Here is a 14,796-nt window from a genome sequence, read left to right as displayed (position 1 = left end):
TCACGTTCAATCACGCTCACGCGTTCTCCATGGCGTTCAGGTCGCCGGGAGGCGTCGCGCATGACGGCAACCGTAACGATGCTCGACTGGCTCCTGATCGTGTTTACGCTGGCCGCGGCCGGGTATGCGCTCGTTGCCGCGTTCGCGCCGCGGCCGCGCACGCCGCACACGGCCGTGCGCGACGGCTTCGAGCCGATCAGCGTGCTCAAGCCGCTGTGCGGCGCGGAGCCGCACCTGTACGAAAACCTCGCGACGTTCTGCGAGCAGCGCCATCCGCGTTATGAAGTGTTGTTCGGCGTCGCGTCGGCGGTCGATCCGGCCATCGCCGTGGTCGAACGGCTGCGTGCCGATTATCCCGAGTGCGACATCACGCTCGTGGTCGACGCGCGCGTGCACGGCAAGAACCTGAAGGTCAGCAACCTGATCAACCTCGCCGAACGCGCGAAGTACGGCCGCATCGTGATCGCGGACAGCGACATCGCGGTGAAGCCCGACTATCTGGAGCGCGTGACGGCGCCGCTCGCCGATGTGTCGGTCGGTGTCGTCACGTGCCTGTATCATGCGCGCAGCGTCGGCGGGTTCTGGACGCGGATCGGCGCGCAGTTCGTCGACGCATGGTTCGCGCCGTCGGTCCGGATCACGCACCTCGGCCGCTCGAGCCGCTTCGGCTTCGGCGCGACGCTCGCGCTGACGCGCGACACGCTCGACCGGATCGGCGGCTTTCCCGCGCTGAAGGACGAGCTGGCCGACGATTTCTGGCTGGCCGAGCTGCCGCGCCGCCTCGGGCGGCGCACCGTGCTGTCGGAAGTCGAGGTCGCGACCGACGTGATCGAGCCGTCGTTCGGGCCGCTGTGGCATCGCGAGACACGCTGGCTGCGCACGATCCGGTCGCTGAACCCGGCCGGTTTCGCGTTCCTGTTCATTACGTTCACCGTGCCGTGGCTCGCGATCGGCGCGGCGCTCGCGCTGCGCCTTGACGGAACCTTCGCCGGTTCGCTGGCAGGCGCGGCGGTTGTGGTGGGCGCGTTCGGGCGGCTCGTGCTGCACGCACGCGGCGAGGATGGCTGGCGCGCATTCTGGCGCGACCTGCCGCTCGTCGCGGTGCGCGACACGCTGCTCGCGCTCGAGTGGCTCGCGGCCGTGTTCGGCACGCACGTCGTGTGGCGCGGCGCGAGGATGACGGTTGTCGGCGGCGAACGCGCGACGGCGGTAGTGGAAGGCGTGGACGGCCGCTAGGGCCGTTCCGATCGAATCCGGCCCAAGGGCCGAGACGCGTTGCGCGGCGGGGCCGCGCGGCGCGACATGACAAAGAGGCGGGCGCCGGCAGGGCGGCCCGCGGTTTTTTTGACTGAATCGTTGTGACGAATCGAACTATGCAGGCTACCGGAGCACTCATGAAAACGCTGTTCTTGCAGGCCCCTTCGTATGACGGCTTCGACGGCGGAGCCGGCTCGCGCTATCAGGCGAAGCGCGAAATCCGTTCCTTCTGGTATCCGACGTGGCTCGCGCAGCCGGCCGCGCTCGTGCCGGGCAGCCGCGTCGTCGACGCGCCGGCCGACGGCCTGTCGGTCGAGGAAACGCTGAAGATTGCCAACGACTACGACCTCGTGATCATCCACACGAGCACGCCGTCGTTCCCGACCGACGCGATGTTCGCGCAGGATCTGAAGAAGATGAAGCCGTCGCTGCTGGTCGGCATGGTCGGCGCGAAGGTGATGGTCGATCCGCACAACTCGCTCACGGCGAGCGAGGCAATCGACTTCGTGTGCCGCGAGGAATTCGACTACACCTGCAAGGAAATCGCCGAAGGCAAGCCGTTCCCGCAGATCAAGGGCTTGAGCTGGCGCGCGAAGGACGGCTCGATCGAGCACAACGAAGCGCGTCCGATCCTCGAGAACATGGACGAACTGCCGTTCGTCGCGCCCGTCTACAAGCGCGACCTGAAGATCGACAACTACTTCATCGGCTACCTGAACTATCCGTACGTATCGATCTACACGGGCCGCGGCTGCAAGTCGCGCTGTACGTTCTGCCTGTGGCCGCAGACGGTCAGCGGCCATCGCTATCGCACCCGCTCGGTCGAGAACGTGCTCGCGGAAGCGAAGTGGATCCGCGACAACATGCCGGAAGTGAAGGAACTGATGTTCGACGACGACACCTTCACCGACGACCTGCCGCGCGCGGAAGCCATCGCCATCGGCCTGGGCAAGCTCGGCATGACGTGGTCGTGCAACGCGAAGGCGAACGTGCCGTACAAGTCGCTGAAGGTCATGAAGGAAAACGGCCTGCGCCTGCTGCTGGTCGGCTTCGAATCCGGCGACGACCAGATCCTCGTGAACATCAAGAAGGGCGTGCGCACCGATTTCGCGCGCCGCTTCAGCGCGGACTGCAAGAAGCTCGGCATCAAGATCCACGGTACCTTCATCCTCGGCCTGCCGGGCGAGACGCAGGAAACCATCAAGAAGACGATCGAGTACGCGAAGGAAATCAATCCGCACACGATCCAGGTGTCGCTCGCCGCGCCGTATCCGGGCACGACGCTCTACAAGCAGGCCGTCGAGAACGGCTGGATGGAAGAGAACAAGACCATCAACCTGGTCAGCAAGGAAGGCGTGCAGCTCGCTGCGATCGGCTATGCGCACCTGTCGCGCGACGAGATCTATCACCATCTCGAGCAGTTCTATCGCCAGTTCTACTTCCGCCCGTCGAAGATTTGGGAAATCGTCCGCGAGATGCTGACGAGCTGGGACATGATGAAGCGCCGTCTGCGCGAAGGTGTCGAGTTCTTCCGCTTCCTGCGCGCACACGAGGCCTGATTCGTGACGACGCAGCGGGCGGCGCGGGCGCTGATCTTCACCGCGGACGACTTCGGGCTGCACCCGCGCGTCAACGCGGCGGTCGAGCGCGCGCACCGCGACGGCGTGCTGAACGCCGCCAGCCTGATGGTCGGAGCGCCCGCGGCGCAGGATGCGATCGAACGCGCGCGACGGCTACCGTCGCTCGCGGTCGGCCTGCATCTGGTGCTCGCGGACGGGCCGGCCACGCTGCCCGCGCGTGAGATTCCCGCGCTCGTCGGCCCCGACGGGCGGTTCGGCGACGCGATGGCGAAGGACGGCTGTCGCTTCTTCTTCCTGCCGCACGTGCGTGCCCAACTGCGCCGCGAGATTCGCGCGCAGTTCGACGCGTTCGCGGCGAGCGGCCTGCCGCTCGATCACGTGAACGCGCACAAGCATTTCCACCTGCATCCGACCGTGCTGTCGATGATCATCGAGATCGGCCGCGACTACGGGCTGCGCGCGGTGCGGCTGCCTTACGAGACGAGCGCGCCCGCGCTGCTCAAGCCGTGGATTGCGCTCGTGCGCGCACGGCTCGACCGCGCGGGGCTCGCACACAACGACTACGTGGTCGGGATCGAGCATACGGGCGCGATGGACGAGGCCGTGCTGCTCGACGCGCTGGCCAAGCTGCCGCCGGGCGTTGGCGAGATCTATTGCCATCCGGCCGAGGCCGGCGACGGCCCGATCACGCCGACGATGTCCGGCTACCGTCCGGCGGACGAACTCGATGCGCTGCTGTCGCCGCGCGTCGCGGCCGCGCTGAAGGCGGCGGGCGTCGCGACCGGCGGCTTTGCCGACGTGTTCGGCCAGCCCGCGGCACGGCGCGGCGCGCCGGCGTCGCGCGCACCGGGGGCGCAGCCGTCATGACCAAGTGGATCAAATGGCTCGGCTGGCCGCTCGGTATCGGCATCCTGCTGGCGCTGGGGCTGCATGAAGGCATCGGCGACGTGTCGCAGATGCTCGCGCGCGCCGGTTATGCGCTGCTGTGGCTGGTGCCGTTCCATGCGCTGCCGCTGCTGCTCGACGCCTACGCGTGGCACCTGCTGCTCGACAAGCGCTCGTCGCTGCCGTTCCTGTGGTGGATCGCAACCGTGCGCGAAGCGGTGAACCGGCTGTTGCCCGTGGTCGGGATCGGCGGCGAGCTGGTCGGGATCCGGCTCGCGCGCTGGCAGGTGCCGGACGCGAGCCGCGTGACGGCGTCGGTGATCGTCGAGGTGCTCGTGACGATCGTCGTCCAGTATGCGTTCGCCGCGCTCGGCCTCGTGCTGCTGCTCGCGACGACGGACAACATGGGCGACGGCACGATCGGGCTCGCGCTGCTGCTCACGCTGCCGCTGCCGGTACTCGGCGTCGTGCTGATGCGCCGCGGCGGGATTTTCCATGCAATCGAGCGTTTCGCGGGCCGCCTGCTCGGCGATTCGCACCGGCTGCTGCAGGGCGTCGACGGCAAGCGGCTCGATGCCGACATCGATGGGCTGATGTCGCGTACGGGCCTGTTGTTCAGCGCATTCTTCTGGCAGCTGGCCGGCTACACGCTCGGCGCGCTCGAGATCTACTGGGCGCTCGCGCTGCTCGGCCATCCGGTGTCGATCGGCGGCGCGATCGCGATCGAGGCGATGACGCAGGCCGTGCGCCATGCGGCGTTCATGGTGCCGGGCGGCCTCGGCGTGCAGGAGGCGACCGTCGTGCTGCTCGCGCAGATGTTCGGCGTCGATCGCGAGACGGCGCTGTCGCTCGCGCTGGTCAAGCGTGGCCGCGAGGTGCTGTTCGGTTGCCTGGCGCTCGGTTCGTGGCAGCTTGCCGAGCTCGTGCGCACGCGGCGCCGCATCGGTGTGCCGCCGGCCGTGCCGCGTGCGCCGCACGCGACGAGCCGCGTGGCCGAAACTGAAACCGAAACGATGCATTGAACATGAGACGGGCTGCGGGCCCGTCTCGCGCTTTTGGCGTCGCGCGGGTATCCTTGCCGCGTGTTTTCTCGACGCGTATTTCTTCCGATGAATTTCCGTTTCCGGCTGCTTCCCGTGACGATGCTGGCCGCCGCGCTGGCGCTGACCGGCTGCGACGACAAGCAAGGCAACCTCGACGTGCAACGTATCAGGGACTTCTTCAACGCGATCAAGCCCGCGCCGCTGCTGCTGAAGGGGCTGAAGGTCGGCGAATCGACCGAAGCCGACGTGCGCGGCACGATGGGCAAGCCCGAGACCGAGCGTGACTTCACCGACGGCTCGAAGCGCCTCGAATACCCGCGCGGCCCGATGGGCAACCAGACGTGGTTCGTCGACCTCGATGCGAACGGCCGCTACACGGGCGCGACGCAGGTGCTGACCGCCGAGAATTTCGCGAAGGTGCGCCCGGGGATGAACGAGGACGAGGTGCGGCGCCTGCTCGGCAAGCCCGGCGACATCGCGCAGTATCCGCTCAAGCCCGAGACGGTCTGGAGCTGGCGCTGGCTCGAGGACGGCGTCAACACCGACGCATTCTTCAACGTGCATTTCGGCCCGGACGGGCTTGTCTATACGACTTCGCGCTCCGACATCCTGAAGGGACGGTAAGCGCAGCCGCCTTCGGCGCTATATCGAAAAAGCGACCGGAAAATTGCAAAAAGTCCGCTTCCCTGCCCGTTATCCGGTTGTCAGGGAGCGGCTTTTTTCCTTTTGAAACAGGGGTGTAGGCCTTGGTTGCAAATGGTGGGGCGGATTGTTGCGACGCAGCAATCCCATGCAAGGTGATTTGAGACAATCAATTTCGCTTGCGACTATCCGCGTCAGCCCGGCGCGGGACAGGCATACGCGTCGGCATCCATTCCAACTCTGGAGACGCGCGTGTTCCTTTACGGCTTTGGTCCTGTCCTCTGGGCCGGCACCGTGCAGACCATCGAGCTGTCGGTGCTGTCGCTCGCCACTGCGGTGGCGCTGGGGCTGATCGGCGCGGTGGCGAAGCTGTCGCACAACCGGGTGCTGCGAGCGATCGCGACCGGTTATACGACGCTGATCCGCTCGGTGCCCGATCTTGTCCTGATGCTGCTGTTGTTCTACAGCATCCAGATCTGGCTGAACCAGTTCACCGACTTCGTCGGCTGGGACCAGATCGACATCGACCCGTTCGTGGCCGGTGTGCTGACGCTTGGCTTCATCTATGGCGCGTACTTCACCGAGACGTTCCGCGGGGCGTTCCTGTCGGTGCCGCGCGGCCAGCTCGAAGCCGGTGCGGCTTACGGGATGAGCGGCGCGCGCGTGTTCGCCCGGATCATGTTTCCGCAGATGATGCGCTTCGCGCTGCCGGGCATCGGCAACAACTGGCAGGTGCTCGTGAAGGCCACCGCGCTGGTGTCGATCATCGGGCTTGCGGACGTCGTGAAGGCCGCGCAGGACGCCGGCAAGAGCACGTTCAACATGTTCTTCTTCATCCTCGTCGCGGCGCTGATCTATCTCGCGATCACGACCGTTTCCAACCTCGTGCTGATCCAGCTCGAGAAGCGTTATTCCATGGGCGTGCGGCACGCAGAACTATGATCGAGATCCTCCAGGAATTCGGCCAGGCGTTCCTTTACTGGGACGGCCAGCGCCTCTCCGGCCTCGCGGTAACGCTGTGGCTGCTCGTCGCGTCGATCTCGCTTGGCTTCGTGTGCGCGGTGCCGCTTGCGGTCGCGCGCGTGTCGAGGAACAAGTGGGTGTCGACGCCGGTGCGGTTCTACACGTACGTGTTCCGCGGCACGCCGCTCTACGTGCAGTTGCTGCTGCTGTACACCGGCATGTACAGCCTCGAGTTCGTGCGTTCGCACTCGCTGCTCGACGCGTTCTTCCGCAGCGGCTTCAACTGCGCGATCCTCGCGTTCGCGCTGAACACCTGCGCGTACACGACCGAGATCTTCGCGGGAGCGATCCGCGCGATTCCGCACGGCGAGGTCGAGGCTGCGCGCGCCTACGGGATGTCGCCGTTCACGATGTACCGCCGCGTGATCCTGCCGTCGGCGCTGCGCCGCGCGCTGCCGCTGTACAGCAACGAGGTGATCCTGATGCTGCACGCGACCACCGTCGCGTTCACGGCGACCGTGCCGGACATCTTGAAGGTTGCACGCGACGCGAATTCCGCGACCTACATGGCGTTCCAGTCGTTCGGAATCGCCGCGCTGATCTATCTTGCGGTATCGTTCGCACTCGTCGCGGCGTTTCGCCGCGCGGAGCGCCACTGGCTTGCGTATCTCGCGGCCGCCCGTCATTGAATCACTTCGAGGAGAGCCAGTTGGCCGAGATCACTCAAACGAGCGCTGCCGCTTCCACCAAGCTTGCCGCGGTCGACATTCACAAGCGCTACGGCGACAACGAAGTGCTCAAGGGCGTATCGCTGAACGCGAAGGCCGGTGACGTCATCAGCATCATCGGCGCGAGCGGCTCGGGCAAGAGCACGTTCCTGCGCTGCATCAATTTTCTCGAGCGGCCCAATGCGGGGCAGATCGTCGTCGACGGCGAGGCCGTACGCACGAAGGCCGACCGCGCCGGTGCGCTCGAAGTCGCCGATCACAAGCAGCTGCAGCGCATCCGCACGAAGCTCGCGATGGTGTTCCAGCACTTCAACCTGTGGGCGCACATGAACGTGCTCGAGAACGTGATGGAAGCCCCCGTGCACGTGCTCGGCATTTCGAAGAAGGAAGCCGAGGAGCGGGCGCGCGAGTATCTGGAGAAGGTCGGCTTGCCGCCGCGCGTCGAGAAGCAGTATCCGTCGCACCTGTCGGGCGGCCAGCAGCAGCGCGTGGCGATTGCGCGTGCGCTGGCGATGCATCCGGACGTGATGCTGTTCGACGAGCCGACGTCCGCGCTTGACCCGGAGCTGGTGGGCGAAGTGCTGAAGGTGATGCAGAAGCTGGCCGAGGAAGGCCGCACGATGATCGTCGTCACGCACGAGATGGGTTTCGCACGCAACGTATCGAACCACGTGATGTTCCTGCATCAGGGGCGGACCGAGGAAGAGGGCGATCCGAAGGAAGTGCTGGTGCGCCCGCAGAGCGAGCGGCTCAAGCAGTTCCTGTCGGGCAGTCTCAAGTAACGCGACAGGGCAGGTTTCAACCGTGGTACCGGTGTCTCGTCCCGCAGGCGCCACCCGCACGACGCAGGTGGCGATCGTTGCATTGCCGCCCGTGTCGATGTCGGGCGTGGGTCCGATCGTCGATGCGCTGAACCTCGCGAACGAGATCGACGGGCGGCTGCTGTATCGGTGGCAGGTGTGTTCGTGGGACGGGCGGCCCGTGCCGCTCGCCGGCGGCGCGCAGTGGCATGCCGATGCGGCGTTCAACGATGCGATCGCGTGCGACTGGGTCATCGTCGTGTCGGAGCGGTTTCAGCAGTTTGCCGACTATCGGTTGTTTCTCGCGAGTCTTGCGAGGGTGGGGCAGCGGACACCTATCGTCACTGGCATTCACCACGGCGTGTGGTGGCTCGCGATGGCCGGGCAGCTTTCCGGGTATCGCGTGAGCGTGAACTGGGAGACGTATCAGCAGTTCGCCGAACAGTTCGAGCGGTCGATCGTCACGCAGCAGATCTTCGAGATCGATCGGGATCGGGCCACCTGTGCCGGTGGGCAGGCTACGGTTGATTTCATGCTGGCCATGATTGGCCGGGAACATGGGCCCGATCTCGCCGAGAGGATCGCCGATGCGCTTGGGGCCGGGACTTTGCGCAGTGGCGAGGAACGGCAGCGGATTCCTTTTGTTACCGCGCCCGGTGAGCGACACCCTCAGTTGAACGATGCTTTGCTTTTGATGGAAGCCAATGTCGAAGATCCTTTGACGACCGATGAGATCGCCGAACTGGTTGGCGTTTCACGCCGGCAACTGGAGCGGCTCTTTCGACAGTATCTCGGGGCGATGCCCTCCAAGTATTACCTCAATCTTCGGTTGCTCAAGGCTCGGACTCAACTGCAGCGGACCAGCAAGTCGGTTGTGCAGGTTAGTCTCGCCTGTGGGTTTTCTTCTGCTGCGCATTTTTCTAATGCGTACCGCGAACGGTTTGGCGTGACGCCGCGGGAAGATCGGAGAGCCTGGCTCGAGAAGCAGACCGGCGGCGGCGGGGAGCCGCGTGGAGGCGCGCTGGTTGAGCGCGGGGCGAAGGATTGATTTCGTTTTTGGTGGTTCGCCTTTGTTTTTCGTGAAGCACCTGTGATCTTGTCGGTCTATTAGTGTCGCCCCTGCGCGGGGCGGCGGTTACTTTTCTTTGTCTTGCCAAAGAAAAGTAACCAAAAGAAAGGCGCTCGGACAACGCAAGACCTCCCGGTGCCGTAGTGTTCGGAGTGGATCGCACCTAAGTGTCCGCGCCAGTCACGAGCACGGAGTGGTTCGAGCAATGGTTCTGACACCACTCACCACCCAACAGAGCGGTATACCGCCCGCTAGCTCCATCCTCGCTACGCTCGGCTGAAAGGTACCTCACGTCGCATTGCATGCGCTCGCATGCTTCCGCCAGCGCACCAGGCGCTCTCTTTACTCACACCATTCGTACCTATCGGACTGCTTGCCATCAGCGAGTGCTTGATAACGTCGTGACTGCGTGACTGCGTGACTGCGTCCCTTTTTCTTTACGAATGAGGGCACGCCATGATTCGCAGAATTCGGGGTACTCGCCGGTGATGCCCGCGATTGCTGAAATTGATTGACCTCGAGCGTTACTGGAGGGGGTGTACCTGTCGGCCGAGCGAAGCGAGGGCGGAGCTGGCGGGTGGTATACCGCTCTGTTGGGTGGTGAGCGGTGTCAGAACCATTGCTCGAACCACTCTGCGTTCCTGACTGGCGCGGACACTTAGGCGCGATCCACTCTGCCGACCATGGCACCGGGAAGTCATGCGTTGTCCGAGCGCCTTTCTTTTGGTTACTTTTCTTTGGCAAGACAAAGAAAAGTAACCGCCGCCCCGCGCAGGGGCGACACTAATAGACCGACAAGATCACAGGTGCTTCACGCCAAACGCAGAAAGAACCACCAAAAAAGCCCCAAAATACCGACACCCAAACCCAGCCCCCCCCGCCGGGAAGGCAAAATAAAAGCGATCTATCCGCTTCCGATAGAACCCGTCGCAATTCCGCAAGACGCTTGCGTCACCCTTACCTAAACTTGATCCTGTTGAACCCTCTTACGAAACCGAAAGGAACGACCATGACGACCTCGACCGTGAACCGCCAGACATTCGATGAAGTGATGGTGCCGGTATTTTCCCCCGCGCCGTTCGTGCCGGATCGCGCAGAGGGCTCCCGCGTGTGGGACACGGCCGGCCGCGAGTACATCGATTTCGCGTGCGGTATCGCCGTGACGTCGCTCGGCCACGGCCACCCGGAACTGCTGAAGGTCCTGGACGAACAAAGCCGCAAACTCTGGCACATCGGCAACGGCTACACGAACGAGCCGGTGCTGCGCCTCGCGAAGCGCCTCGAATCGCTGACCTTCGCCGACCGCGCATTCTTCGCGAACTCGGGCGCGGAAGCGAACGAAGCCGCACTGAAGCTCGCCCGCCGCGTCGCGTTCGATCGCCACGGCGCCGATAAAGCCGAAATCATCTCGTTCGTGCAGTCGTTCCACGGCCGCACGTTCTTCACGGTCAGCGTCGGCGGCCAGCCGAAATACTCGGAAGGCTTCGGCCCCGTGCCGGCCGGCATCAAGCACCTGCCGTACAACGACATCGAAGCCGCCAAGGCCGCGATCGGCCCGCAAACCTGCGCGGTGATCGTCGAGCCCGTGCAAGGCGAAGGCGGCGTGATCCCGGCGGATCCGGCCTTCCTGAAGGCACTGCGCGAAGCGTGCGACGCACACGGCGCGCTGCTGATTTTCGACGAAGTGCAAACGGGCGTCGGCCGCACGGGCCAGTTCTACGCGTACATGGATACGGGCGTCACGCCGGACATCCTGACGACCGCGAAGGCGCTCGGCAACGGCTTCCCGATCGGCGCGATGCTGACGACGAACGAACTGGCCGCGCACTTCAAGGTCGGCGTGCACGGCACGACGTACGGCGGCAACCCGCTCGCCTCGGCGATTGCCGACAAGGTCGTCGAACTGATCGGCGACCCGGCACTGCTCGAAGGCGTGCGCGAACGCAGCGTGCGCCTGAAGGGCGCGCTCGAACGCATCAACGCGCGCTTCGGCATCTTCAAGGACGTGCGTGGCAAGGGCCTGCTGGTCGGCGCCGAACTCACCGCCGCATTCGACGGCCGCGCGAAGGACTTCGTCACCGCAGCAGCAGAGAACGGCCTGATCATGCTGATCGCCGGCCCGAACGTGCTGCGCTTCGTCCCGTCGCTGGTGATCCCGTTCGACCTGCTCGACGAAGGCATGAAGCGCTTCGAGAAGGCAGTCGAACAAGTGCTCGCCGCACAGGAAGCCACCGCGCGCTGATCGGCGCGCCCATCGCAGACAGGAACGACGATGCTATTTGTTCGCCCCGGCAAACTCACGGATCTCGATGCGCTCGCGCTCATGGCGCGCACCGCGCAGCCGGTCCTGCACTCGCTGCCGCACGACCGCGCGGCGCTCGAAGCGCGCGTGGCGCTCTCCGAGGATTCGTTTCGCGCGGACGTCGACTTCGCCGGCGAGGAGTTCTACCTCTTCGTGCTCGAGGATTCGACGACCGGCAAGCTGCTCGGCACGGCGAGCATCGTGGCCGCGGCCGGCTACTCGGAACCGTTCTACGCGTTCCGCAACGACGCACTGATCCACGCGTCGCGCGAGTTGCACGTGAACCGCAAGATCCACGCGCTCACGATGTCGCACGAGCTGACCGGCAAGAGCCGGCTGGCGGGCTTCTACGTCGATCCGTCGCTGCGCGGCGACGCGGCCGCGCACCTGATCTCGCGTGCGCGGATGATGTATATCGCCGCGAACCGCCGCCGCTTCACGCCGGAAGTGTTCACGCTGCTGCTCGGCGTGAGCGACGGCAACGGCGCATCGCCGTTCTGGGAAGCGGTGGGCCGCAAGTTCTTCGGCCGCGACTTCACCGACGTCGACATCGCGTCGGGCGGCCGCAGCCGCACCTTCATCGCGGAAGTGATGCCGGCCTATCCGCTCTACGTGCCGCTGCTGCCGGAAGCCGCGCAGCGCGTGCTCGGCGAGCCGAACGAATCGGCGCTGCTCGCGTACGACATCCATCTCGAGGAAGGCTTCGAGCCCGACCGCTTCGTCGACATCTTCGACGCGGGCCCGGTGCTGACCGCGCAGGTCGACCGCACCGCGTGCGTGAAGCATGGCGCCGAGCGCGTCGTGCGCGAAGCGGCGCACCAGCAGGGCGACGTCGCGTACATGGTGTCGACGGGCAGCGGCGAATCGTTCCGCTGCGTGCTGGCCGACCTGCCGGGCGATGCGGCCGATGCACCGCTCGCGAGCGACGTGCGCGCGGCGCTCGATGTGAAGGATGGCGATGTCGTGCGCTGCGTGCCGCTGCACCGCCGCGACGATGAAGATTTGAAGGGAGACGCAGCATGATCGTCGTTCGGGTCGTACAAACGGGCGACGTCGATTCGCTCGTGTCGCTCGCGAAGGAAACCGGGCCGGGCCTGACCACGTTCAAGCCCGACCGCGACGCGCTCGCCGCGCGCATCGAGCGCACGCGCCGCACGCTTGCGGGCGAGGCGGCGGCCGGCGAGGCCGGCTACTTCTTCGTGATGGAAGAATCGAAGACGGGCGACATCGCGGGCGTGTGCGGGATCGAGACGCAGGTCGGCCTCGAACAGCCGTTCTACAACTACCGCGTAAGCACGGTCGTGCACGCGAGCCAGGAACTCGGCGTGTGGACGCGGATGTCCGCGCTGAACATCTCGCACGACCTGACCGGCTATGCGGAAGTGTGCTCATTGTTCCTGAGCCCGCGCTATCGCACGGGCGGCGTGGGCGGCTTGCTGTCGCGCTCGCGCTTCATGTTCATCGCGCAGTTCCGCGAGCGCTTTCCGGAGCGCATCTGCGCGGAACTGCGCGGCCACTTCGACGACGACGGCACGTCGCCGTTCTGGCGCGCCGTCGGTTCGCACTTCTACCAGATCGATTTCAACGCGGCCGACTATCTCAGCTCGCACGGCCGCAAGTCGTTCCTCGCGGAACTGATGCCGCGCTACCCTGTGTACGTCGACCTGCTGCCGCAGGACGCACAGGATGCAGTCGGCCTCACGCACCGCGACACGCTGCCGGCCCGCAAGATGCTCGAGGCGGAAGGGCTGCGTTACCAGAACCACGTCGACATCTTCGACGCGGGCCCCGTGCTCGAATGCCACGTCAACGACCTGCGCACGGTGCGCGAGAGCGTCGTCGTGCCGGTCGCGATCGGCGTGCCCGATGCACGGGATGACGCGCCGAAGTCGCTCGTGTCGAACACGTCGCTCACCGATTTCCGCGTCGGCGTCGCGCCGGGCGTGGTCGCGAACGGTTCGTTCGTGCTGTCGGCCGCCGATGCCGTCGCGCTCGACGTGAAGGCCGGCGATCCGGTCCGCGTGCTGCCGCTCAAAGTCAAACAGGGATAAACGAATCATGACGGAACTCTTCATCGACGGCGCCTGGGTTGCAGGCTCGGGCCCCGTGTTCGCTTCGCGCAACCCGGGCACTGACGAGATCGCATGGCAGGGCGAGAGCGCATCGGCGGCCGACGTCGATCGCGCGGTCGCGAGCGCGCGCCGCGCATTCGCCGGCTGGTCGGCGCTCGACTTCGAATCGCGCTGCGCGATCGCCAAGCGTTTCGCCGCGTTGCTCAACGAGCGCAAGGAAGCGATCGCGACCGCGATCGGCCGCGAGACGGGCAAGCCGCTGTGGGAAGCGCGCACGGAAGTCGCGTCGATGGCCGCGAAGGTCGGCATCTCGATCCAGGCGTACCAGGAACGCACCGGCGAGAAGCGCCAGGACATGGCCGACGGCGTCGCGGTGCTGCGCCACCGCCCGCACGGCGTGGTCGCGGTATTCGGCCCGTACAACTTCCCCGGCCACTTGCCGAACGGCCATATCGTGCCCGCGCTGATCGCCGGCAATGCGGTCGTGTTCAAACCGTCGGAGCTCGCACCGGGCGTCGCGCGCGCGACGGTCGAAGTGTGGAAGGATGCCGGGCTGCCGGCCGGCGTGCTGAACCTCGTGCAGGGCGAGAAGGACACGGGCATTGCGCTCGCGAACCATCGGCAGATCGACGGGCTGTTCTTCACGGGCAGCTCCGATACGGGCACGCTGCTGCACAAGCAGTTCGGCGGCCGTCCGGAAATCGTGCTCGCGCTCGAGATGGGCGGCAACAACCCGCTCTTGATCGGTGAAGTCGAAGATATCGACGCGGCCGTCCATCACACGATCCAGTCGGCGTTCCTGTCGGCCGGCCAGCGCTGCACGTGCGCGCGTCGCATCTTCGTGCCGCAGGGCGCGTTCGGCGACCGCTTCCTCGCGCGCTTCGCCGACGTGACGTCGAAAATCACGGCCGACGTGTTCGACGCCGATCCGCAGCCGTTCATGGGCGCGGTGATCTCGGCGCGCGCGGCGGCGAAACTGGTCGACGCGCAGTCGCGCCTGGTCGAGCAGGGCGCGAAGCCGATCATCGCGATGACGCAGCGCGATCCGCGCCTCGGCTTCGTGAACGCGGCGATCGTCGACGTGACGGGCGTCGCGAACCTGCCCGACGAAGAGCATTTCGGCCCGCTCGCGCAGATCGTGCGCTACGCGACGTTCGACGAAGCGATCGAACGCGCGAACGACACGGCGTTCGGCCTGTCCGCCGGCCTGCTCGCCGACGACGCGAAGGTGTGGGAACACTTCCGCCGCACGATCCGCGCCGGGATCGTCAACTGGAACCGGCCGACCAACGGCGCATCGTCCGCTGCGCCGTTCGGCGGCACCGGCCGCTCGGGCAACCATCGTCCGAGCGCGTACTACGCGGCCGACTATTGCGCGTATCCGATGGCGTCGGTGGAGAGCACGCAACTGACCTTGCCCGCGAGCCTGTCGCCGGGCCTGCATTTCTGATCGAG

Annotated in this window: 13 protein-coding genes; all 13 read left to right on the top strand. The window is 65.8% G+C overall.

The window, feature by feature from the left end:
• Positions 1-60: 60 nt before the first annotated feature.
• The gene (gene hpnI / locus QZM67_RS32985; RefSeq protein WP_301809826.1) at positions 61-1,236 is read left to right on the top strand and encodes a bacteriohopanetetrol glucosamine biosynthesis glycosyltransferase HpnI; all 1,176 of its coding nucleotides are present in this window, start codon (positions 61-63) and stop codon (positions 1,234-1,236) included.
• Positions 1,237-1,394: 158 nt separating this feature from the next.
• Entirely contained in the window at positions 1,395-2,816 is a 1,422-nt protein-coding gene (gene hpnJ / locus QZM67_RS32980; RefSeq protein ID WP_043182051.1) for a hopanoid biosynthesis associated radical SAM protein HpnJ, read from the top strand.
• Positions 2,817-2,819: 3 nt separating this feature from the next.
• Positions 2,820-3,704 (top strand): hopanoid biosynthesis-associated protein HpnK, encoded by an 885-nt coding sequence (gene hpnK / locus QZM67_RS32975; RefSeq protein WP_301809821.1) that lies wholly within the window; start codon positions 2,820-2,822, stop codon positions 3,702-3,704.
• Positions 3,701-4,744, top strand: coding sequence for an HpnL family protein (locus tag QZM67_RS32970; RefSeq protein ID WP_301809818.1), 1,044 nt, complete (start codon positions 3,701-3,703; stop codon positions 4,742-4,744). Before hpnK ends, QZM67_RS32970 begins: the two co-directional genes overlap by 4 nt.
• A gap of 87 nt (positions 4,745-4,831) precedes the next feature.
• Positions 4,832-5,389, top strand: coding sequence for a lipoprotein (locus QZM67_RS32965; RefSeq protein WP_043182057.1), 558 nt, complete (start codon positions 4,832-4,834; stop codon positions 5,387-5,389).
• A 270-nt stretch (positions 5,390-5,659) separates the two neighbouring features.
• The gene (locus QZM67_RS32960) at positions 5,660-6,349 is read left to right on the top strand and encodes an ABC transporter permease (RefSeq protein ID WP_043182060.1); all 690 of its coding nucleotides are present in this window, start codon (positions 5,660-5,662) and stop codon (positions 6,347-6,349) included.
• The gene (locus tag QZM67_RS32955) at positions 6,346-7,059 is read left to right on the top strand and encodes an ABC transporter permease (protein ID WP_043182061.1); all 714 of its coding nucleotides are present in this window, start codon (positions 6,346-6,348) and stop codon (positions 7,057-7,059) included. Before QZM67_RS32960 ends, QZM67_RS32955 begins: the two co-directional genes overlap by 4 nt.
• Positions 7,060-7,079: 20 nt before the next feature.
• The gene (locus QZM67_RS32950; protein WP_043182063.1) at positions 7,080-7,880 is read left to right on the top strand and encodes an ABC transporter ATP-binding protein; all 801 of its coding nucleotides are present in this window, start codon (positions 7,080-7,082) and stop codon (positions 7,878-7,880) included.
• Positions 7,881-7,902: 22 nt separating this feature from the next.
• Complete coding sequence (locus tag QZM67_RS32945) at positions 7,903-8,946, top strand: GlxA family transcriptional regulator (protein WP_205821073.1); 1,044 nt, start codon at positions 7,903-7,905, stop codon at positions 8,944-8,946.
• Positions 8,947-9,976: 1,030 nt separating this feature from the next.
• Positions 9,977-11,209 (top strand): aspartate aminotransferase family protein, encoded by a 1,233-nt coding sequence (locus QZM67_RS32940; protein WP_043182068.1) that lies wholly within the window; start codon positions 9,977-9,979, stop codon positions 11,207-11,209.
• 30 nt (positions 11,210-11,239) lie between these two features.
• Positions 11,240-12,292 carry an arginine/ornithine succinyltransferase subunit alpha gene (gene aruF, locus QZM67_RS32935; protein WP_301809815.1) on the top strand — a complete coding sequence of 351 codons (1,053 nt, stop codon included), beginning with the start codon at positions 11,240-11,242 and terminating at the stop codon, positions 12,290-12,292.
• Positions 12,289-13,320, top strand: a complete 1,032-nt coding sequence (gene astA / locus QZM67_RS32930) for an arginine N-succinyltransferase (RefSeq protein WP_043182073.1) — start codon at positions 12,289-12,291, stop codon at positions 13,318-13,320. Before aruF ends, astA begins: the two co-directional genes overlap by 4 nt.
• Positions 13,321-13,327: 7 nt before the next feature.
• On the top strand, positions 13,328-14,791 hold the full coding sequence (gene astD, locus QZM67_RS32925; protein WP_301809813.1) for a succinylglutamate-semialdehyde dehydrogenase: 1,464 nt from the start codon (positions 13,328-13,330) through the stop codon (positions 14,789-14,791).
• Positions 14,792-14,796: the final 5 nt, after the last annotated feature.

The organism is Burkholderia sp. AU45251, from assembly GCF_030482905.1.
In the GTDB taxonomy this organism is placed as follows: domain Bacteria; phylum Pseudomonadota; class Gammaproteobacteria; order Burkholderiales; family Burkholderiaceae; genus Burkholderia; species Burkholderia aenigmatica.
Note: the sequence above shows the minus strand (reverse complement) of the source record. Positions and strands in the feature narration are given on the sequence as shown.